General features: G+C 78.6%; 18 protein-coding genes. 4 read left to right on the plus strand and 14 right to left on the minus strand.

Going from position 1 to position 20,199, the window contains the following annotated elements; all coding sequences use genetic code 11:
* The first annotated feature begins 106 nt into the window (after positions 1–106).
* Positions 107–766 (plus strand): maleylpyruvate isomerase N-terminal domain-containing protein, encoded by a 660-nt coding sequence (locus WDZ17_RS04700; protein WP_339573975.1) that lies wholly within the window; start codon positions 107–109, stop codon positions 764–766.
* A gap of 23 nt (positions 767–789) precedes the next feature.
* Here WDZ17_RS04700 and hepT read toward each other — a convergent pair whose 3' ends face one another.
* The 3 genes from hepT to WDZ17_RS04715 are packed head-to-tail and all read right to left on the minus strand — an operon-like array spanning position 790 to position 2,508.
* The gene (gene hepT / locus WDZ17_RS04705) at positions 790–1,206 is read right to left on the minus strand and encodes a type VII toxin-antitoxin system HepT family RNase toxin (protein ID WP_339573976.1); all 417 of its coding nucleotides are present in this window, start codon (positions 1,204–1,206) and stop codon (positions 790–792) included.
* A complete protein-coding gene (gene mntA, locus WDZ17_RS04710) occupies positions 1,193–1,648 on the minus strand; it encodes a type VII toxin-antitoxin system MntA family adenylyltransferase antitoxin (RefSeq protein ID WP_339573977.1) in 456 nt (151 codons plus the stop codon). Before mntA ends, hepT begins: the two co-directional genes overlap by 14 nt.
* A 50-nt stretch (positions 1,649–1,698) precedes the next feature.
* A complete protein-coding gene (locus WDZ17_RS04715; protein ID WP_339573978.1) occupies positions 1,699–2,508 on the minus strand; it encodes a glycosyltransferase family 2 protein in 810 nt (269 codons plus the stop codon).
* 302 nt (positions 2,509–2,810) lie between these two features.
* Between WDZ17_RS04715 and WDZ17_RS04720 the strand changes: the two genes are divergently transcribed.
* Both WDZ17_RS04720 and WDZ17_RS04725 read left to right on the plus strand, forming a co-directional pair.
* Positions 2,811–3,008 carry a DUF2795 domain-containing protein gene (locus WDZ17_RS04720; RefSeq protein WP_339573979.1) on the plus strand — a complete coding sequence of 66 codons (198 nt, stop codon included), beginning with the start codon at positions 2,811–2,813 and terminating at the stop codon, positions 3,006–3,008.
* Positions 3,009–3,022: 14 nt separating this feature from the next.
* On the plus strand, positions 3,023–4,039 hold the full coding sequence (locus WDZ17_RS04725) for a UDP-glucuronic acid decarboxylase family protein (RefSeq protein WP_339573980.1): 1,017 nt from the start codon (positions 3,023–3,025) through the stop codon (positions 4,037–4,039).
* A 142-nt stretch (positions 4,040–4,181) separates the two neighbouring features.
* Here WDZ17_RS04725 and WDZ17_RS04730 read toward each other — a convergent pair whose 3' ends face one another.
* A complete protein-coding gene (locus WDZ17_RS04730; RefSeq protein ID WP_339573981.1) occupies positions 4,182–5,054 on the minus strand; it encodes a fructosamine kinase family protein in 873 nt (290 codons plus the stop codon).
* Between the two features lie 69 nt (positions 5,055–5,123).
* A complete protein-coding gene (locus WDZ17_RS04735; protein WP_339573982.1) occupies positions 5,124–5,447 on the minus strand; it encodes a hypothetical protein in 324 nt (107 codons plus the stop codon).
* Positions 5,448–5,591: 144 nt separating this feature from the next.
* Here WDZ17_RS04735 and WDZ17_RS04740 point away from each other — a divergent pair, with 144 nt between their 5' ends.
* The gene (locus tag WDZ17_RS04740) at positions 5,592–6,830 is read left to right on the plus strand and encodes a cation:proton antiporter (protein ID WP_339573983.1); all 1,239 of its coding nucleotides are present in this window, start codon (positions 5,592–5,594) and stop codon (positions 6,828–6,830) included.
* Positions 6,831–6,861: 31 nt separating this feature from the next.
* Here the strand turns inward: WDZ17_RS04740 and WDZ17_RS04745 are convergent, their stop codons facing one another.
* The 9 genes from WDZ17_RS04745 to WDZ17_RS04785 form a co-directional block, all read right to left on the minus strand.
* Positions 6,862–7,785 carry a DNA-3-methyladenine glycosylase family protein gene (locus WDZ17_RS04745; protein WP_339573984.1) on the minus strand — a complete coding sequence of 308 codons (924 nt, stop codon included), beginning with the start codon at positions 7,783–7,785 and terminating at the stop codon, positions 6,862–6,864.
* A complete protein-coding gene (locus WDZ17_RS04750) occupies positions 7,782–8,831 on the minus strand; it encodes a glycosyltransferase family 9 protein (protein WP_339573985.1) in 1,050 nt (349 codons plus the stop codon). The genes WDZ17_RS04745 and WDZ17_RS04750 overlap by 4 nt, the downstream gene beginning before the upstream one ends.
* Before the next feature lie 71 nt (positions 8,832–8,902).
* The gene (locus tag WDZ17_RS04755; RefSeq protein WP_422631832.1) at positions 8,903–9,598 is read right to left on the minus strand and encodes an SDR family oxidoreductase; all 696 of its coding nucleotides are present in this window, start codon (positions 9,596–9,598) and stop codon (positions 8,903–8,905) included.
* Positions 9,599–9,696: 98 nt separating this feature from the next.
* Positions 9,697–11,961: a PfkB family carbohydrate kinase gene (locus tag WDZ17_RS04760; RefSeq protein WP_339573987.1), complete on the minus strand. Its 2,265-nt coding sequence runs from the start codon at positions 11,959–11,961 to the stop codon at positions 9,697–9,699.
* Between the two features lie 86 nt (positions 11,962–12,047).
* Positions 12,048–13,271 (minus strand): glycosyltransferase, encoded by a 1,224-nt coding sequence (locus tag WDZ17_RS04765; RefSeq protein ID WP_339573988.1) that lies wholly within the window; start codon positions 13,269–13,271, stop codon positions 12,048–12,050.
* Positions 13,268–14,287, minus strand: a complete 1,020-nt coding sequence (locus WDZ17_RS04770; protein WP_339573989.1) for a glycosyltransferase — start codon at positions 14,285–14,287, stop codon at positions 13,268–13,270. The genes WDZ17_RS04765 and WDZ17_RS04770 overlap by 4 nt, the downstream gene beginning before the upstream one ends.
* Positions 14,284–15,585, minus strand: coding sequence for a glycosyltransferase family 9 protein (locus tag WDZ17_RS04775; protein ID WP_339573990.1), 1,302 nt, complete (start codon positions 15,583–15,585; stop codon positions 14,284–14,286). The genes WDZ17_RS04770 and WDZ17_RS04775 overlap by 4 nt, the downstream gene beginning before the upstream one ends.
* Complete coding sequence (locus WDZ17_RS04780) at positions 15,582–18,098, minus strand: HAD-IIIA family hydrolase (protein WP_339573991.1); 2,517 nt, start codon at positions 18,096–18,098, stop codon at positions 15,582–15,584. Before WDZ17_RS04780 ends, WDZ17_RS04775 begins: the two co-directional genes overlap by 4 nt.
* The gene (locus tag WDZ17_RS04785) at positions 18,095–19,735 is read right to left on the minus strand and encodes a carbamoyltransferase family protein (RefSeq protein WP_339573992.1); all 1,641 of its coding nucleotides are present in this window, start codon (positions 19,733–19,735) and stop codon (positions 18,095–18,097) included. Before WDZ17_RS04785 ends, WDZ17_RS04780 begins: the two co-directional genes overlap by 4 nt.
* Between the last annotated feature and the right edge of the window lie 464 nt (positions 19,736–20,199).

A 20,199-nucleotide genomic window follows, 5' to 3' on the forward strand; every position in this document is an offset into this window, starting at 1 on the left:
GGAGGGACCTCTCGGGTGCGGGTGCGGACGGCGGCCATGGTGGTCACCTCGAGATCTCCTGCGCGAGCCGGTGGGACGGCCGCGGCGACGGCGCTACCGTCCCGGCGTGGCCCTCACCGTGCCCGTCGACCGCGCGCGTCCCGCCTTCCTCGACTCCGTCACCTCCTTCGTCGACGCCGTCGGCGCGCTGGACGAGCTCGCGCTGCTGGAGGCGTCCCGCTGCCGCGGCTGGACGCGCCTCGACGTCGTGGTGCACGTCCTGACGGGGTGGCAGGAGGTCCTCGCCGGGCTCGTCTCCCCCGTCGACGACCCGCCGACGGTGGACGCCGCGAGCTTCTGGACCGCCTTCGCGGACGCGGCGGACGCGGACGAGGTCGCGGTCCTCATGGCCCAGCGGCGCCGCAGCGCCGCCTACGCCCGGCCCTCCGCGGCGGTCGAGCACCTGCGCGACGTCGCCGGGTCCGTGCGCCGCGGGACCGCGGCGGCCGCGTCGGGAGACCGGCGGTGGCTCGGCGAGGTCTTCGACGTCGGCGACTTCCTCGCCACCTGGGCGGTCGAGGACGCGGTCCACCAGCTCGACCTCCGGTGCGCCGGCCCGGTGCCGCCGGACGCGCTCGCGCTCGCACGGGAGACGGTCGAGGCGCTGGCGGGTCGGGCCCTGCCGACCGACGACCACGTCGAGGCCGTGCTCGTCGGGACCGGACGGCTGGGCGCCCCCGTGGGCTGGGGCGAGGACCTCCGCGGGCGGCTCCCTGCCCTGGGGTGAGCGGACCCGTCCGGCGGGCGGGGTCAGGCGTCGAGGGCGCGGTCGACCGCGGCGGCGAGGTCCCGGAGGTCGCCGAGGTGGTCGAGCGAGGCCAGGACGAGGTCCGGGTCGACGTCGACGTACCCGTGCACGAGCACGTTCCTCATCCCCGCGGCGGTCCGTAGCCTCGCGGCCAGGGGGCCCGGGAGGACGCCGCGCTCCGCGAGGGCGACGAACGCGTCGCCGTAGCCCTCGACGCGGCGTCCGGGCTCCTCGGCCACGAGGTGGAGGGCCACGTCGATCGCCGCCTGGAGGGCGAGCTGGAGGTGCCGCTCGACCTGGGCCTGCAGGGCTACGTCCCGCCGGTAGTCGGGCAGGGACGTCCCGCGCAGGTCGTCCAGCAGGAGCAGGCGGCGGTCGAGCTCGCCCAGGCGGCGGCGGACGCGCTCAGCGTCGACCAAAGGTGCCCTCCGCGAGGCGGCGACCCAGGGCGTCGGCCAGCTCACGACGCAGCGGCTCGGTGTCGAAGTAGCGGTCCAGGACCTCGGCGTGGTGCCGCACCCGTGCCTCCTCGTCGGCCCGGACGAGCACGACCCCCTCCTGGACGACGCGGACGCCGAGAGCCGGGGGGACGTCGTCGAGGAGGACGAGGTCCACGCGCCGGCCGCCCGCCGCGCTCTCGAGGTCCGCGAGGAGCTCGAGCCGGCGCGCCGGGGCCAACGGCGCCCGGGGGAGCACGGCGACGTCGACGTCGGAGTCGGGTCGCGCGCTCCCGCTCGCGCGGGAGCCGAAGAGGTACGCGACCGCGACCTCCGGTGCGGCTCCCAGGACCCCCGCCAGCGCCACGACGTCGACGGACGCCGGGGACGCCGGGGACGCCGGGGACGCCGGGGACGGGGGCACGGCGACGACGGTAGCGCCGGCCCGTGGCGTAGGAGAGCGGCGACCGGTGCTCAGCCCGCGGCGGCGAGCGCCCGCAGCCCCGCCTCGACCGCCGGCGGGTTCGGGCGCCGGGCCCGCAGCGCGGCGGGCAGGGACGTCACGGCCGCGCGCAGCGCGGCGGGGTGCGTCCGCGCCGTCCGTAGCGCGGTGCGGGCGACGACGCGCCACGGCCGGCGCATCACGGCGGTCAGCAGGGCCGAGCGCGCGATCCCCGCCGCCCGCACGGACGGGGCGTCCCGGTGCGGGGAGGGGTGGTGGTGCACGACGAGGTCGTCGACGTAGGCGAGCCCGCGCCCCGCGGCCGCCAGGTCCCAGGCGAGACGCTCCTCCTCCCCGGGGAAGACGACGACGTCGTCGAAGCCTCCGGCGGCGAGGAAGGCGTCGCGGCGGACGGCGGCGGCGCAGGCCACGAAGCCGAGCAGGGAGGGACCGGGGAGGTCGTCGTCGGTCCCGAGCGCCGAGCGGGCCATGACGCCGCTGATGCCGTCGGGACGCTCGTCCGGGCCGACGAGGACCCGCGCGTTCACCAGCGCCAGCCGCGGTGCGGCGTCGAGGAGGTCGGCCACGCGCCCGAGGGCCCCCGGCGCCCACCACGAGTCGTCGTCGGCGAAGGCGACGTACGGGGTGCGGGCCCGCTCGACGCCGAGCGTGCGCGCGGCCGCCCCGCGGTTGGTCGGCAGCGCGAGCACGTCCACGTGCGGGAGCTCGGCGCGGACGGCCTCGACCGTGCCGTCGGAGCTGGCGTTGTCGACCAGGACGACCGGCCCCTCGTGACGGCGCAGGCTGGCGAGGAGCTCCTCGCGCCGGTCGCGGCTGGCCACGACGACCGTGACGCGCGCACCGCGGCGCCCGGACGGGGCCGGTGCCGTGGGCGCCGCAGGGGGTGGGGAGGACGTCCCGGGAGGAGACGTGGGATGGGGGCCGGGAGGGGACGCGGGGGAGGTGGCGGGCGGGGGCTGCGTCACGGCGGCGGACGCTAGCGGCCGGTCGCCGCGCGGGCCGCGGGAGGGCACGGCAGAGTGTCCGGCGGCCGGCCCCCTGCTCCCGGGCCGGGGACCGCACGAGGGCCGTGAGCCGGTGCTCCACCGTGCCGCCGGCCCGACCCGTACGCACAGGAGGACCCATGGCGAACCGCCCGAACCCGATCGAGCTGCAGAAGCACCTCTCCGGCCTGGACTACCCGGCCGGCAAGGACGCCATCGTGAGCAAGGCCCAGGACAGCGGTGCCCCCGAGGACGTGCTCGAGGCGCTGCGGGGGATCCCCGACCGCGAGTACGAGGGCCCCAGCGGCGTCAGCTCCGCCTTCTCCGACCAGGCCTGAGGCACGGCCCGCCCGTGAGCGACGAGACCCCGAGCCCCGCCGCCCCCGGGCGGGCCGACCCGCCCCGCCGCGCCGTCGTCACCGGCGCCGCCGGATTCCTCGGCAGCCACCTCGTCGAGGAGCTGCTCCGACGTGGCACCGAGGTCGTCGGCCTCGACAGCTTCCTCACCGGCACGCCGGAGAACCTGGCGCACGTCGCGGAGCACCCGGGCCTGCGGCTCGTGCGGTGCGACATCACCGACTACGTGCACGTGCCCGGCGACGTCGACCTCGTGCTGCACCTGGCCTCGCCCGCCTCGCCGGTGGACTACCTGAAGCTCCCGATCGAGACGCTGAAGGTCGGCTCGATCGGCACCCTGCACGCCCTGGGCCTGGCGAAGGACAAGGGCGCCCGGTTCCTGCTCGCCTCGACCTCGGAGGTCTACGGCGACCCGCAGGTGCACCCGCAGCCGGAGGACTACTGGGGCCACGTCAACCCGGTGGGCCCGCGCGGCGTCTACGACGAGGCCAAGCGCTACGCCGAGGCCCTGACGACCGCCTACCGGCAGACGCACGGGGTCGACACCGCGATCGTGCGGATCTTCAACACCTTCGGCCCGCGGATGCGCCCGTACGACGGGCGAGCCATCCCGACCTTCGTCCGCCAGGCGCTGGCCGGCGAGCCGCTGACCGTGGCCGGCGACGGGCTCCAGACCCGCTCCGTCTGCTACGTGGACGACCTCGTCCGCGGGATCCTCGCCCTCGCCTCGTCCGACCTGACGGGACCCGTCAACATCGGCAACCCCGAGGAGCGCACCGTCCGGCAGATCGCCGAGGACGTCGTCGCGGCGACGGGGTCCCGGTCGTCGCTGGTCTTCGTCGGCCGCCCCGTCGACGACCCGCAGGTCCGGCGACCGGACACGGCGCTGGCGGCCTCGGCGCTCGGGTGGAAGCCCGAGGTCGAGTGGGCCGACGGGCTGGCACGCACCGTCGCGTGGTTCCGGGAGGCCGTCGTCGCCGGAGGCGCGGGGACAGCGCAGGGGTCGCGCTGACGCGGCCGTCGGACGCCGTCCTGCGCGCCGGCGTCGTGCTCGCGCCCACGGTCTGCCGTCCGCCCGACGCGCCCGCGAGCGAGGGACAGCGGCCCGCACCGCCCTTCGGCGCCGGCCCGTGCGCCCGTGGGCGCCGGACCTCTCACGCGGCGGCGCGGGCGGCCCGGCCGGCGGCCGGGCCGTAGGGGCCGCCGAACATCGCCGCGTGCGCGAGCAGCGGGACGAGCTGGTGCAGGCCGACCCGCTCCCGCCACCCGTCGGCGAGGGGGTGCACCTCCGCGTAGGCGCCGAGCAGCCGGTCCGGGACCCCGCCGAAGAGGTCGAGCAGGGCGAGGTCGGCCTCACGGTGCCCGCCGAGCGCCGACGGGTCCACGAGCCAGCGCCGGCCGGAGGCGTCGCGGACGACGTTGCCCCACCACAGGTCGCCGTGGCAGCGCGCGGGCGGCTCCGGCGGTCCCATGAGCTCGGCGGCGCGACGGGTGACCCGCTCGACCGCGGCGAGGTCCCGCGGGTCGAGGCGTCCGCGGTCGAGCGCGGTGCGGGCCAGCGGCGCGACCCGCTGGTGCGCCCAGAGGTCCGGCCAGGACGACGTGGGCTCGACCGGCACACGCAACGAGCCCAGGTGCGGGGACGCGCCCTCGGGCACGGTGCCGAAGGCGTCCGCGCCCGCGTCGTGCAGCGCGGCGAGCTCCCGGCCCAGCTGCTCCAGCCCGGGGTCGTCCGCCGCGCCGCTGCCTTCGACGTCCACCCACGCCAGCGCCAGCACACGCCCCTGCGCGGCCACCACCTCGGGCACGGGAGGGCCGCCCGGGGCCTCGGCGAGCCACCGGAGGCCGGCGGCCTCGGCCGCGACCATCTCCTCGCCGTGCTCGCGCTCGTACCGCTTGACGAACAGGAGCCGTCCGTCCGCGAGGCGCACGCGCTCGGAGCAGCCGACGTCGCCGCCGCCGAGGCGCCGCCGCTCGACGACGTCGCCCAGCGACGCGGGGAGGTCACTGCTCCGGGGGCTGCTCATGCGCCCATCGTGGGGTGAGCGCCCGCACCCCGCCGGGCGCGGCGCGCGCCGGGGCCTCCGTCGACGGGGTCAGGTGCGCTTCGCGCGCTTCCCGCGCCAGGCGAGGCTGCGCGCGTCCAGCGCGGCGACGAGGTCCGCGCCCTCGACGCCCATCCGCTCGGCCAGGCCGACGGCCCGCTCCAGGGCGGCGTCGTCCAGGCGGGCGAAGGCCGGTCCGCGGCCCGGCGGCAGCACCTGGCGCCAGGCGCCGCCGAGCGCGTTGTCCAGGACGACGCGACCGAGGCAGTGGTCCGCGGAGACGACCCAGCCCTCCGCCCGCCCGCGGCGGGGCAGCTCCCGCAGCACCAGCTGCCGGTAGCGGGCGAGGAGGTCCTCGCGCCGGGCCGCGTCCACCCGGCCATGGTCCCCCGGGCGGGCGGGACCCCTCCGCCCGGGTCTCCTGCCGGGTCTCCTGCCGGGTCTCCTGCCGGGTCTCCTGCCGGCTCTGCTGCCGGCTCTGCGCGCCGCCGGGCCCGCCGTGCGCGAGCATCGCCCCTCGTGACCGCACTGCTCGTGGCCTTCGCCGCCGTCCTGCTCGTGGCCGTGCTCGTCTCGCGCCTGGCGGGCCGCACCATCCTGTCCACGGCCGTGCTCTTCCTCGTCGCCGGCTTCGTCCTCGGCAGCGGCGTCACCGACGTGCTGCCGCTGACGCCCGAGGACGGCGTCGTCGGCACGCTGGCCGAGCTGGCGCTCTTCGCCGTCCTCTTCACGGACGGCATGCGCGCCGGCTGGTCGGACCTGCGCTCCGCCTGGCGCCTGCCCGGGCGCGCGCTGGCGCTCGGCATGCCCCTGACGCTCGGCGTCACCGCCGTGCTCGCCCACTGGCTCGTGGGGCTGCCGTGGGCGGAGTCGCTGCTGGTCGGCGCGGTCCTGGCCCCGACGGACCCCGTCTTCGCGGCGGCCCTCGTCGGCAACGAGAAGGTGCCGCAGCGGCTGCGGCACCTGCTCAACGTGGAGTCGGGCCTCAACGACGGGATCGCCCTGCCCTTCGTCGTCGTGCTGCTCGCCGTCGCCTCCGGGTCGCAGGAGCTGGAGCTCGGCACCCTCGGGACCGAGCTGGCCGTCGGTCTCGTCATCGGCGTCGTCGTGCCCCTCGTGGCGGTGAGGCTGGAGGCGACGCGCTTCCTCGCCGCCTCGCGTGCCTACGAGCCGCTCACCGCGGTCGCGATCGGGCTGCTCGTGCTGGGCCTGGGGCAGGCCACCCACGGCAACCTCTTCCTCGCCGCCTTCGCCGCCGGCATCACGACGGCGACCGTCGGCCCCCGCCAGCACGAGGCCTTCGAGGAGTTCGGCGAGCTCGTCTCCGAGCTGCTGAAGCTCGCCGCGCTGCTCGTCTTCGGCGCGCTCATCTCCCCGCAGTTCCTCGCCGAGATCCCCTTCCTGGGCTGGGTGCTCGCGCTGGCGGTGCTCGTGGTGGCCCGCCCGGTGGCGCTCTTCCCGTCCTTCCTCGGCACCCCGCTGACCGTGCGCGAGCAGGTGGCCGCGGCCTGGTTCGGGCCCAAGGGGTTCGCCTCGGTCGTGTACGGGCTGCTCGTGCTGGACGCCGGCATCCCCGCGGGCGAGGAGATCTTCCACCTCGTCGCGCTCACGATCGTGCTGTCGATCCTCCTGCACTCCTCCACCGACGTCGTCGTCGCGCGGTGGTTCGACGGCCCGAAGGAGACGCCGGCGTGGCACGACGGGGAGCGCGCGCCGACGTCCGCCGGCGGCCCGCCGGGAGGGGGCGCGTCCGGGTGACGCCGGTCCCGGTGCGGGCCGGCGGCGGCCGTCAGCCCCCGGGCAGGGCGTTGAGCGCGTGCGGCAGCACGCCCCACAGGTGCTGGAGGGCGTAGCCGCGGACGGGCGACCACGCGGTCGAGCGTCGCTCGAGGCCCCGGGCGTCCTCGGCCAGCCCGAGCGTCCGTGCGGCGACGAGGGCGCCGAGGTCGCCGGGGAGGAAGGCGTCGTCGTCGCCGAGGCCCCGCAGGGCGACGGTCGAGGCGGTCCAGGGACCGACGCCCGGCAACGCCCGCAGCGCCGTGAGGTGCTCCGTGCGGGCACGGGCGTCGGGTCGCCCGGGGGGCACGTCGAGCAGGCCGTCGCGCAGCGCCGCCACCAGCCCGAGCAGGGTGCGCTGCCGCGTCCGCGGCAGCGCGAGCTCGGCGGCCGTGACCGCCGCCAGCTGCCCCGGCGTGGGGAACAGGTGGGTCACGCCGGCCACGGGGCGGGGGAGCGGGCTGCCGTGCGCGGCGACGAGGCGGGCCGTGTGCGTCCTCGCGGCCGCCGTGCTGACCTGCTGGCCGAGCACGGCGCGGACGGCCTGCTCGGCGGCGGAGACGGACCGGGGGACGCGGCGGCCCGGGGCCGCGCGCACGAGGGGCGCCAGGTCCGGGTCGCCCCCGAGGACGGCGTCGACGGCCGTGGGGTCGGCGTCGAGGTCGAGCCACCAGCGCACCGCGGCGGCGGCGGCGTCGAGGTCGCCCGGGTCGCCGGCGAGCAGGTCGAGGACGACGACCGCGGCGCCGTCGGCGGGAGGGGTGACGCGGACGACGGCGGGTCCGTGGGGCAGCCCCAGGGCGCGGTGCAGGGCGCCGTCGCGCCACCCCTCCACCCCGGGGACGGCGGTCGCGGCCAGGTGGCCCAGCAGCTGGTCGACGTGCAGCGGCGGCGTGAAGGGGAGGGCGACGGACGCCAGCGGGTGCGGCGCGCTCACGAGGTCGGGGGACCGGGCAGGGACCGCAGCGCCGCGAGGACGTCCGAGGCGCTCGTCCGGGCCAGCACCGGGTCGAGCCCGTCGGCGTGCGGGTCGCCGCGGTAGGACGGCGACGGCGCGGGCCAGAGCACCCGGTGCCGGTCGTGGTCGACCGCGGGTCCCCAGGCGCCGGGCGGCACGGGGCCGAAGAGCAGCACCGAGGGCGTCCGCAGGGCGGTCGCGAGGTGGGCGACGCCCGTGTCGCCGCACACCAGGGCCCGCGCGGAGCCGACCACGCCGGCGAGCTGCTCGAGGTCGCAGCGGCCGGCGAGGTCGACCAGGGCGCCGCTGCCGGCCTCGGGGGCGTCGGTCCCCTGCCGCCGGACCCGCCCGGCGACGTCGGCGGTGAGCGCCGTCTCGGCCCCGCCGCCGGTCAGCACGACGTCCGTGCCCCCGCCGAGCAGCGCCGCGGCGACCGCGGCCCAGCGCCCGGCCGGCCAGCGGCGGGCACCGGAGGCCGCCCCCGGGTGCAGGACGACAGCCTCCGGCGGTGCGGCCGGGACGAGTCCCGGTGCGCGGCAGGAGCCCTCGACGGCGGGAAGCACGAGGTCCTCGGCGCCGCTCCTCCCGCCGACGCCCGCGACGAGGCGCCGCCACCGGTCGACCTCGTGGAGGTCGACCTCCCACGCCGGGCCGTCGTCGAGACCCGCGGCGGCACAACGGTGCCCGAGCAGGCGGGACCCCGGCGCCCCCCGCTCGTCGAGGAGGCGGCGCAGGGCCCGGACGCTCTGCGGGCCGCGGCCGTGCAGGTTCACGGCGAGGTCCACGCACCGCCCGGGCGGCAGGACGTCGGGGTGCTCGTGCAGCGCGGCCCCGAGCGCCCCCTCGTCGAGCGACCCGACGCCCTCGACGGGCAGCACGCGGTCGACGACGCCGCGGGCCTGCAGCAGCGCGCCGGGACCCGGGGGGCCGGCGAGCACGAGCACGTGGTCCGGCCTGGCTCGGCGCAGGGCGCGCAGCGCGGGGACGCCGGTGAGGGTGTCGCCGAGCCCCAGCGCCCGCAGCACGAGGACCGCGCGTCGGCCGCCGCCGGCCGGGCGCTCCGCGTCGGCCGTCCCGGGGGCGTGCGCGTGCGCGCTCAGGGCCAGGAGGGCTCGGTCGAGACGGTGACGACCATCTCGCGGACCTCGGTCCCGACGGGCTGGCGCAGCGCGTGGACGACGGAGTGGGCGACCACGCGCGGGTCCATCAGGTCGGCGTCCGGGCCGGGCTTGTACTGCTCGGTACGGCCGTCGAAGAACTTCGTGCGCATCCCGGCGGGCACGAGCATCGTCACGCCGACCTCGCCGGCGAGCTCCAGCTGCAGCGCCCGGGTGAGGCCGACGACGCCGAACTTGCTGGCGCAGTAGGCGGTCGCGTCGCTGGCCGCCCGCAGCCCGAGCGAGCTGGACACGGTGACGACGACGCCGCGCGAGGCCTTGAGGTGCGGCAGGCACGCCCGCACCGCCGCCGCCGTGCCGACGAGGTTCACGCCCACCACCTGGGCCCACCGCTCGGCGGGGACGTCCTCCAGCCGCCCGACGGCGTCGGTCCCGGCCGCGGTGACGACGGCGGTCGGCGGGCCGACGCGCTCGACCAGCTCGGCGACGGCCCGCTCGACCGAGGCGGCGTCCGCCACGTCGGCGAGCGCGTGGGGTGCGCCGGAGGCGGGCGCGTCGCGGTCGACGACCGCCGCCGTGCCGCCGAGGGCGGTGACCACCTCGACCACGGCCGCCCCGAGGCCCGAGGAGCCACCGGTGACGTAGACGGTGCCGAGCTCGCGCTGGCCGGCCATGCCGCCGTGGGGACCCACGGCGGGCCCCGTGGCGGGGGGGATGGTGCGGCCGGTCCCGCTGCCGGGGCCGTCGGTCGGGGGGGCGGTGGTGCTCTCGCTCACGAGTTCTCCTGCTCTGCGACGGCCGCCGCGGGAGCCCCGCGGCGGAGGATCTCGGTGGTGGAGCGCCCGTCGAGGTAGGGGAGCAGGACGACGCGCCCGCCCCACCCCCGGACGAGCGCCGCCTCGGGCATCTCGCTCCCGGCTGCGCCGCCGTAGTCGCCGCCCTTGGCCCACACGTCCGGCTGCAGCACGCGCAGGGCCTCCCGCGGGTCGTCCTCGTCGAAGACGGCGACGGCGTCGACGGCGTCGAGCGCCTGGAGCACGCGCACGCGGTCCGCGAGGCTCTGCACGGGGCGGCCCTCGCCCTTGAGCCGGCGGACGGACTCGTCGGAGTTCACCAGCACGACGAGCGCGTCGCCGAGCCGGCGCGCCGCCTGCAGGCACCCGACGTGGCCCGCGTGCAGCACGTCGAAGCAGCCCCCGGTGGCGACGACGACGCCGCCCGCGGCGCGCACGCCCGACAGGACCGCCGCGACGTCCTGCGGCGCGTGCGGGGCCGCACCGGCGCGGGCGCGGTCGGCCGGGGAGGGGGAGGGAGCGGGGGCGACCGCCCGGCGGGCGCGCCAGCCCGACGCGCCGCCGCCGGCGACCCACGCCGACGCGTCGGTGACGGCCTCGACGACGGCCTCGGGCAGCACGGCACCCCGGGCCAGGGCCAGCGCCGCCGTCGCGGCGAAGCGGTCCCCGGCACCGCACGGGTCTCCGCCCGCGACGAGCGGCGCAGGGACGTACGTCGGCTCGCTGCCCGGCAGCCCCAGGTACGCCCCGCGCTCGCCGGCCGTGACGACCACGCCGCGGGCCGCCCACCGCCGGGCGAGGGCGCCGGCCGCGTCGTCGGCGCGCGGGGCGCCGCCGAGCACGCGGGAGGCCTCCGCCACGTTGGGCGTCACCAGGGCGCACCCGTGCACCGGCTCGCCGCCACGGGGGTGCGGGTCCCAGACGACGGGGACCGAGGACGCGGCCGCCCCCAGGAGGGCGCGCACGCCCGGGTCGTGCGTCGTCCCGGCCCCGTAGTCGGAGACGAGGACCACGTCGGCGCGGGCGAGGACGGCGCGCAGCTCGTCCAGGTCTGGCTCCGCCGGCGTCCCGGGCCCGCCCGAGTCGAGGCGCACCAGCGACTGGCCGGCCGCGCGCACCCGCGTCTTCGTCCGCGTCGCGCCGGTGTGGGGCAGCGCCACCAGCTCCAGCGCGCTGCCGGAGGCGGCGAGCGCCGCGCGCAGCCGTGCGCCGTCCTCGTCGTCGCCGACGGGCGCGACGAGCACGACGTCGACGTCGCCCGGCCCGGACCCGGCCGGCCCCGCGCCCGCGGCGACGAGCAGGGCGGTCAGCCCGGCGCCCCCGGGGCTCTCGGTCTGCGAGCGCAGGTCCACCACCGGGACCGGCGCGTCGGGGGCGACCCGCTCGACCACCCCGTCGAGGTCGCGGTCCAGGACGACGTCCCCGACGACGACCACCCGCCGGCGGCGCCGGTCCCGACCCCCGGCGGTCTCGGTCGTCGTCGCGGCTCCCGGGGCGTCGACCCGCGCACCGGCGTCCTCGCCGACGGCGCCGCCCGCGCCGGCGGTCCCGGGGGTCGTGGGAGGCGCGAGGGGCGTGGGCTCCGGCAGCGCGCCGCCGGTCCTCGCCGGAGCAGCCTCGAGGGCCGCGTCGACCGCGGCGCACAGGGCGTGGACGAGGACGAGGTGGCCCTCCTGGACGCCGGACGTCGAGGGGGCGTCGACGGCGACGACCTCGTCGGCGAGCTCGGCCAGCGGGTTGGGCGTCGGGCCGGTGAGGGCCCACACGCGCAGCCCGGCCGCCCGGGCGCGCGAGGCGGCCTCGAGGACGTTGGCGCTGCGGCCGGACGTCGACAGCAGCACGAGCACGTCGCCGGGGCGCCCGTGCGCCTGCACCTGGCGGGCGAAGACCTCGCGCTCGCCGTAGTCGTTCGAGATGGCCGTCGTGCTCGAGCTGTCGGCGTGCAGCGCGATGGCCGACAGCGGGCGGCGCTCGCCGACGAAGCGGCCGACGAGCTCGGCGGTGAGGTGCTGCGCCTCGGCGGCGCTGCCCCCGTTGCCCGCGGCGAGCAGGCGACCGCCGCCCGCGAGCACCCCGGCGAGCTCGGCGCCCCAGCGGTGCAGGACCGGCGCGCTGGCGCGCAGCCGCTCCAGCGCGTCCCGCAGCTCCTCGACGTGGGCGTCGAGCCACGGCGGCCCACCGGCGCCCACCTCCTCGTGGGGCCCCGCGGCGGCGCCGGGCTCCCGACCGGGACGGGCGCGCACGGCCTCGCCGGCCCCGGGAGCCGGCGTCGGACCAGACGTCGGGCCCGACGTCGGGCCAGACGTGGGGTGGGGCGTCGTCGCGTCGGTCACAGGGCCTCCAGCCTCGTGCGGGCGAGGACGCCCGCGTAGACGTCCTCGGTGCGGGCGGCCACGGACCCCCAGCCGTAGCCCTCCTGCGCCCGGCGCCGACCGGCGCGCCCCCACGCGGAGCGCCGGTCGGGGTCGTCGAGCAGCCGGCCGAGCGCCGCGGCCAGGGCGACGGGGTCGCGCGGCGGGACGAGGGCCCCGCTCACGCCGTCCTCGACCGTGTCGAGCAGCCCGCCCACGGCGGTGCCCACGACGGGCACCCCGCACGCCATCGCCTCGAGCGGGACGATGCCGAAGGGCTCGTACCAGGGGGGTGCGACGACGGCGTCCGCGCTGCGCAGCAGGGCGGGCAGGTCGGCGTGGTCGACCCGGCCGAGCAGGTGCACGCGGTCCGCGACCCCCACCTCCTCGGCCACGGCCCTCAGGCGCTGCGCCTCGGCGTCGATCCGCAGGTGCCCCGGCGGGGGGCCGCCGGCGACGAGCAGCTCGGTCCGGGCGAGGGGACCACCGGGCGCGAGGGCGAGCGCGCGGACCGCGTCCTCGACGCCCTTGCGCTCTACCAGGCGGCCGACGGCGACCACCCGGTGCTCCTGCTGCCGCGGGGGCCCGCCGTGCGGGCCGTCGGGGGAGAAGAGGTCGAGGTCGACGCCGCACGGGACGACGTGCACCCGCTCGGCGGGCGCCCCCAGCGCCGCGAGCTCGCGCACCTCGTCGGAGCAGGTCGCGAGCACGGCGTCGACCGCGGCGGCCAGCTCGGTCTCCACCACCACGCGGGAGGGAGGGCTGGTGTCCTCCTCGCCCTGCCACCGCCGCTTCACGGAGCCGAGGGCGTGGAACGTCTGGACGAGGGGGAGCCCCACGGAGCCCGCCGCCTCGCGGGCGGCGACGCCGCTCATCCAGAAGTGGGCGTGGAGCAGGTCCGCCGGACGCTCCAGCAGCGCGGCGGCCAGCTCGCGGCCGAAGACCTCCATGTGCGGCAGGAGCGCGTCCTTGGGCAGCGGGAGCGCCGGCCCGGCGTCCACGTGCACGACCTGGACGCCCGGGCCCACGGGCACGGTGCGCGGCAGGTCCTCGGCGTCGCGCCGCGTGTAGACGTCGACCTCGTGCCCCCGCGCCGCGAGGGCCGCCGCCAGGTGCGCGACGTGGACGTTCTGGCCGCCGGCGTCCACGCCGCCGAGCGCGGCGAGCGGGCTGGCGTGCTCGGACACCATGGCCACCCTCACGCGGCCACCTCCCGCCGGGCGCCGCGTGGCAGGTCCCCGACCACGACCGCGTCGAGGACCTCGTCCCAGTCGCGCAGGAAGCGGGCGAGGCCGAAGCGGGCGAGGGCGTGCTCGCGCGCGGCGGCCCCGGCCTCTCGCGCCGCCGCGGGGTCGTCCAGCCACACCCGGCCGGCGGCGGCGAGGACGCGGGGGTCGGCGGAGACGACGCCGCCCGCCGCGGGCACGGCGTCGGCCGCGGCGGTGCTCGCCACCGCGAGGACGGGCATGCCGACCGTCATCGCCTCGACCAGCGCGAGGCCCAGGCTCGTCCACCGGTAGGGGTGGAGGTAGGCGCGGTGCGCCCCCAGCTCGGCGTGCATCCGGTGCTGCGGGAGGTCCTCGTGCAGGGACCCCGACGCGGTCCCCAGGGAGGGCACGCCGCGCTCGTCGGCCAGCCGCCCGAGGGCGGGCATCCCCATCCCGTACACCTCCACGGGCAGCTCGCGGGCGAGGTCGAGGACGACGTCCGTCCCGGCGACGCGCTCACGCCGGACCGGTTCGTTGACGACGACCCCGAGCGAGCGACGCCTGCCCGTCGCCAGCGGCCCGGGGTCGACGACGCCGTGCTCGACGACGGTCGTCGGTGCCGACCCGTTGTCCCACATGAGCGCGTTGTAGGCGGTGACGTGGACGACGAGGTCGTGGCCGTCGGCGGCACGCTGCCGGCTGCGGGCGGCGTGGCCCGTGGGGGCGTCGTGCTCGAGGTGCACGACGGGGACGTCGACGCCGGCGCGCAGCCCGGTCCACCGCTCGAGCAGGTCGGCCTCGTGCGCGCGCTGGATCACGACGACGTCCGGTGCGGCGGCGGCGATCTCGTCCGGCGCGAGCTCGACCGCGGCAGCGGGCCAGTCCCACGTGCGCGCCCGCCCTCGGCCGTCCGGCCCGCGGTCGGGCAGGACCGGGAGCAGGTAGGTGTGCGGGCCCTGGACGAACGACGTCGTCCACGAGCCGTGGACGTGCCACAGCAGGACCCTCACCGGTGCACCTCTCCTCCCGCGCGGACCGACGGCGCGACGGGCGTGCCCGCCTGGCTCCCGGCGGCGGCGCGGGGGCCAGGGGACCGCTCCACCGGGGGCACGTCGGGCCGGGCGCCTCCTGGTCGGACGCCGACGACCGACCGTACGGCCTCCGCGACCGTGCGGCCGCCCAGCTGCAGGCACGGGTGGCCGAGGACGGGGCACTCCCGCGCCCGCGAGAGGGCGCAGGGCGCGTCCTGGTCCCCGAGGAGCACCGTCGGCACCCCCCACGGGGCCCACCGCTCGGCGGGGACCACGGGGGCGAACAAGGAGACGACCGGGGTCCCGACGGCGGCCGCCAGGTGCGCGGGCCCGGTGTTGCCGACGACGACCGCCGACGCCGTCCGCAGCAGAGCCGCGAGGCCGGCGAGGTCGGTCGTGCCGGCGGCGTCGACGAGACGCGCCCGCGCCGCGCCGTCCGGCCCGCTGCTCCCGGCCCTGCTGACGACACTGCGTCCGGAGACCCCGGCGGCCCGTCCCTGCACGTCGGCGACGAGGCCCCGCTCGGCGGGCGAGCCGGTGAGGACGACGTCCCACCCGTCGTCCAGCAGGGCCGCCACGGCCTGCGCCGCCACCTGCGGCGACGGGGCCCGGGCCGGCACGGACGCCCCGGGGTGGACGACGACGAGTCCACGGGAATCGCCATCCTGCAGCACCTCTCGCAGCCCCGGCAGCACCAGCAGCTGCTCCTCGGCCGCGTCGACGACGTCGGTGCGCACGGCGAGCCGCGGCCGCTCGGGGACGGTGCGGCCCGTGGCGGCGACGAGGTCCAGCGCGGCGAGGACCTCGTGGCCGCCGCCGCTGCCGTCGGCGGCGCCGTCGCGCCGGTGGCGCACGTCGAGCAGGGACCCGGGGTAGTCCTCGCTCGTGCCGACCACGACGGGGGCTCCGGCCAGCCGCGCGAGCAGCGCCATGGGCAGCGGGCTCTGGTGGAACGACGTGACGACGACCACCTCGTCGTGCCGGCGCCCGCGCATCCACGTCAGGAGCTCCTCCACCGCCGCCGGGTCGAGCACGGCCGGCGCGTAGCCGCTCCAGGGGGCGTCGAAGACGCGGAGCTCGGCGACGCCCGGCAGCAGGCCGCCCGCGGCCCGGCCGGCGGGGGAGACGAGGAGGTCGACCTCGCACGCCCCGCCGTCGGGTCCCGTCCCCAGGGCCCGGACGGCCGGCCCGGTGAGCAGGACGTCGCCGTCGCTGTCGAGCCGGACCGCGAGGACGCGTCCGCCCGGTGCGCGGGTCCCGGCGGCGGTGGCGCTCACGGCGTCGGGCTCGTGCCGGTCGTCGTCGTGCCGGTCGCCGTCGTGCCGGTCGTCGTCGTGCCGGTCGCCGTCGTGCCGGTCGTCGTCGTGCCGGTCGCCGTCGTGCCGGTCGTCGTCGTGCCGGTCGCCGTCGTGCCGGTCGTCGTCGTGCCGGTCGCCGTCGTGCCGGTCGTCGTCGTGCCGGTCGCCGTCGTGCCGGTCGTCGTCGTGCCGGTCGCCGTCGTGCCGGTCGTCGTCGTGCCGGTCGCCGTCGTGCCGGTCGTCGTCGTGCCGGTCGCCGTCGTGCCGGTCGTCGTCGTGCCGGTCGCCGTCGTGCCGGTCGTCGTCGTGCCGGTCGCCGTCGTGCCGGTCGTCGTCGTGCCGGTCGCCGTCGTGCCGGTCGTCGTCGTGCCGGTCGCCGTCGTGCCGGTCGTCGTCGTGCCGGTCGCCGTCGTGCCGGTCGTCGTCGTGCCGGTCGCCGTCGTGCCGGTCGTCGTCGTGCCGGTCGCCGTCGTGCCGGTCGTCGTCGTGCCGGTCGCCGTCGTGCCGGTCGTCGTCGTGCCGGTCGCCGTCGTGCCGGTCGTCGTCGTGCCGGTCGCCGTCGTGCCGGTCGTCGTCGTGCCGGTCGCCGTCGTGCCGGTCGTCGTCGTGCCGGTCGCCGTCGTGCCGGTCGTCGTCGTGCCGGTCGCCGTCGTGCCGGTCGTCGTCGTGCCGGTCGCCGTCGTGCCGGTCGTCGTCGTGCCGGTCGCCGTCGTGCCGGTCGTCGTCGTGCCGGTCGCCGTCGTGCCGGTCGTCGTCGTGCCGGTCGCCGTCGTGCCGGTCGTCGTCGTGCCGGTCGCCGTCGTGCCGGTCGTCGTCGTGCCGGTCGCTGTCGTACCGGTCGGGGCCGACCGGGCAGATCGGGCCGACGGGGTGGGCGGGGCGGACGACGAGGGCCTCGGGACGACGAGCCCCGGCACGAGCAGCTCGACGGCGCGGGCGAGGTCGTCGGCGACGAGCGGTGCGTCCCGGACCTCGCGCGCCCGGGTCACCGGGGTCGGCACGAGCACCGACCGCGCGCCCGCCGCCTGGGCGGCCCCCACGTCGGCGCCGATGTCCCCCACGACCGCGCACTCGCCCGCCGCCACCCCCAGCGACGCGGCGGCGCGCTCGACCAGGCCGGGCCCGGGCTTGCGGCACCGGCACCCGTCCTCGGCGCCGTGCGGGCACCACTGCCAGGTCGCGAGGGGACCCACCCGGCGGTCGACCTCCGCGTTGACGGCGTCCACCTGGCCCGGGGTGAGCAGCCCTCGCGCCACCCCCGACTGGTTGCTGACGACGCCGACGGCGACGCCGGCGTCGCGCAGCGCCTCGACGACCTCGCGCGCGCCCTCGACGGGCTCGACGCGCGCCGGGTCGCCGTTGTACGGGACGTCGTGCACGAGGGTCCCGTCGCGGTCGAACAGGACGGCGCGCACCGGAGGGCGCCAGGGCGCCAGCCCGGCCCGGGTCCGCCACGCGCCGACCACGCGGTGCCGGACCGCCGCCGGGGGGATGGCGACGCTCGTCAGCACCATGGCCCGCACCTCCGCGGCCGTGCGCGGGCCGGGCGCGATGCGCCGTCGCGCGAAGTCGGCCGTCAGCGCCGCCCACCCGGCCGCCCCGAGGGCTGCGGTGCGGGGCCGGCCCAGCAGGACGCCGGCGGCTCCGAGGGCGGCCGCGGCGCACGTGGCCGCGTGCCAGCGCAGCCGGCCCCTCGGCACCTGCGCCTGCGTGCGCCAGCCCGCGCCGTGCAGCGCGCGCATCGTCGCGTCGTCGCGGTTGCCCGCCTGGACCCGCAGGCTCACCCACGGGTCGGTGGGCCGCACCGGGTGGGTCGTCGTCCGGCGGCCGCGCACGAGGGACCACCCCGCCCGGCGCACCCGCAGGGCCAGGTCGGCGTCCTCCCGGTACGCGCGGGGGAAGCGCTCGTCGAAGCCGTCCACGGCCACGAGCGCGCTGCGGCGGTAGGCCATGTCGGCCGTCGCCCAGGCGGCGTCCTCCAGCCCCCTCGTGCCGCGCTCCCAGTCCGTCGGGCGCCGGTCGGCGGGCAGCGGCACCGACAGGCGGCCCTGGGTGCCGCCGGTGCGCTCGTCGCACGCGGCGAGGTCGGCCGCGAGCCCGTCGGCCCAGCCGCCCGGGAGCAGCACGTCGTCGTCCAGGAACGCCACCCACGGCGACGACGCCACGGCCCAGCCGAGGTTGCGCGCGCCCGCGGGCCCGCGTCCGCGGCTGCGGACGACGCGCAGCGGCCACGCCGGGGCGTCGTCGCCGACGAGCGCGGCGAGGAGCTCCTGCTCGAGCCCGTCGTCCGGTGCGGCGCGGTCGTCGACGACGACCACCTCGGCCGGGGGCGGGCCGTCCTGCGCGGCGAGGCTGCGCAGCAGCGCCAGGAGGCTCGGGCGCCCGATGCTCGGGACGACGACGTCGTAGCGGGGCGGGGCGTCCGTGGCGCTCCCGTGGCCGCCGGCCCCCCCGTGGCCGTTGTCCTCCCGGTCCTCGGCGGCCGGGCTCACGTCGCGAAGGCGTCCGCGCGGCGGACGAGGTGCGGCCCCATGACGAGCACGTCCACGGGCGCGGAGCCGAAGAGCTCGAGGGCGTCCCGGGGGTCGTCGACCATCGGGCGCCCGGCGGTGTTGAGGCTCGTGTTGACGACCACGGGGAGACCGGTGCGCTCGGCGAAGGCCTCGAGCAGGGCCGCGACGCGCGGTGTCCGCCCGGCGTCGACCGTCTGGATCCGTGCGGTGCCGTCGACGTGCGTGACGGCCGGGATCCGCTCGCGCCACTCCTCGCGCACCGTGTGCACGAAGAGCATGTAGGGGCTCGGGAAGGGCCCGTCGGCGAAGATCTCCTCCGCCCGGTCGGCGAGCACCATCGGTGCCACGGGCCGGAACTGCTCCCGACCCTTGACGTCGTTGAGGCGCTCGAGGTTCTCCGCCCTCCCCGGGTGCGCCATGAGGGAGCGCCGGCCGAGCGCGCGAGGACCGAACTCGGCCCGGCCGTCGAACCACGCGACCACGCCGTCGGCGGCCAGCACGTCCGCGACCTCGCCGGCCAGGTCGTCCGGGGTCGTGAAGGGGACTCGCGCCGTACGCAGCCAGGCCGCGAGCTCCTCGTCCGGCCAGGAGCGCCCGAGGTCGGCGCCCGGCATCGGCTCGACGCGGACGCCGGCCTCCGCGCTCACCTGCAGCGCCGCGCCCAGCGCGGTGCCGGAGTCGCCCGACGCCGGCTGGACCCAGACCTCCTCGAAGGGCGACTCGCGCCAGACCCGGCTGTTCGCGACGCAGTTCAGCGCGATGCCCCCGGCCATCGTGAGGACGCGGTCACCCGTCCGGCCGTGCAGCCAGGTGGCGAGCTCGACGAGCAGCTCCTCCACGAGCAGCTGGACCGAGGCCGCGAGGTCGGCGTGCGCACCGCCCCACGTGCCGTCGTCGACCCGTCGGGGGGCGAAGCGCGTCCAGTCCGGCTCGCGGGCGACGTAGCGGCCGTCCCCGGTGGCGTGCAGGTGCTCGCGCAGCTCGTCCGCGAAGCGCGGCTCGCCGTAGGAGGCGAGCGCCATCACCTTGAACTCGTCGCTGCTGCGCAGGAACCCGAGGTGATCGGTGAGCGACTCGTAGACGAGACCGACCGAGTCGGGCAGGTCGGTGGTCGCGAGGACGTCGAGCTTCCCGTCGGCGTACCGGCCCGCGAGGGAGGAGGCGCGCTCGCCGCGCCCGTCGAGGACGAGGACGCTCGAGTCGCCGGCGACGGCGAGGCCCGCCGAGGCGGCGTGGGCGACGTGGTGGCGGACGAGCACGACCTTGTCGCGGTCCAGGCCGGGCAGGGCCGTGGCGAGGAAGCCGGGGACCTTCTCCGCGTACGTGGTCCGCAGGTGGTCCCACGGGTCGGAGAGCCCCATCTCGTCCGCGGGGCGGCACCAGGACGCGTCGTAGGAGTAGGCGACGGCGTCGAGGTCCGAGGGCTGCAGCCCCGCCTCCTGCAGGCACCAGCGCATCGCCATCTCCGGGAGCTCCCAGGCGGAGAAGGGGACGGGGCGCTTGCCGTGCTTGCGCCGGCTGAAGCGCTCCTCCTCGGCGGCGGCGACGACACGTCCGTCGACGACGAGGGCGGCGGCAGGGTCGTGGAAGACGGCGTTGACGCCGAGGACGCGCATGGGCACTTCCTACCGCCTCCCCCCGACGACGGACGGGACCGGGTGGCTCGCGCCGGCTCCGTCCTCACGCCGGCCTTCCCGCCGCGCCGCCCGCGCCGCTCGGCGCTCGACGGGTCGACCGCCGACCGCCGACCGACCACGGGGGCGGCGGCCACCCGGGCAGGCGTCCGACACCATGTCCGCGGAGAGGCGGAGCGACGCGACATGGAGCGCGACCGCCTCGGAGCCACGCCGGTCGGCTCGCGGCGGGCGCCCACCGAGGCCCGCGTCGCCTCGGACGTCGTGTCCTCGAGGCCGCGCCGTCGACCAGCCGTCACGCTCTTGCCGCCCCACCTGCGCCCGACGCCTCGGCGCGTCCTCGCCACCACCCCTCAGCCGTGCCGGCGGCACCCGGTGCCCCGACGTCGTGCCGGCGGCCGGGCCACCGGTGCCCCCTGCACCCGGCGTCCCGTCGTCCTCGTCCG

Source organism: Pseudokineococcus basanitobsidens, assembly GCF_037482545.1.
In the GTDB taxonomy this organism is placed as follows: Bacteria; Actinomycetota; Actinomycetes; order Actinomycetales; family Quadrisphaeraceae; genus Pseudokineococcus; species Pseudokineococcus basanitobsidens.

Bases quoted from the DNA above. Each gene is read 5' to 3' on its own strand.
- WDZ17_RS04785 (WP_339573992.1), bottom strand. From the start codon at position 19,735: ATGCGCGTCCTCGGCGTCAACGCCGTCTTCCACGACCCTGCCGCCGCC.
- WDZ17_RS04755 (WP_422631832.1), bottom strand. From the start codon at position 9,598: ATGGCCGGCCAGCGCGAGCTCGGCACCGTCTACGTCACCGGTGGCTCC.
- WDZ17_RS04730 (WP_339573981.1), bottom strand. From the start codon at position 5,054: ATGAGCAGCCCCCGGAGCAGTGACCTCCCCGCGTCGCTGGGCGACGTC.
- WDZ17_RS04720 (WP_339573979.1), top strand. From the start codon at position 2,811: ATGGCGAACCGCCCGAACCCGATCGAGCTGCAGAAGCACCTCTCCGGC.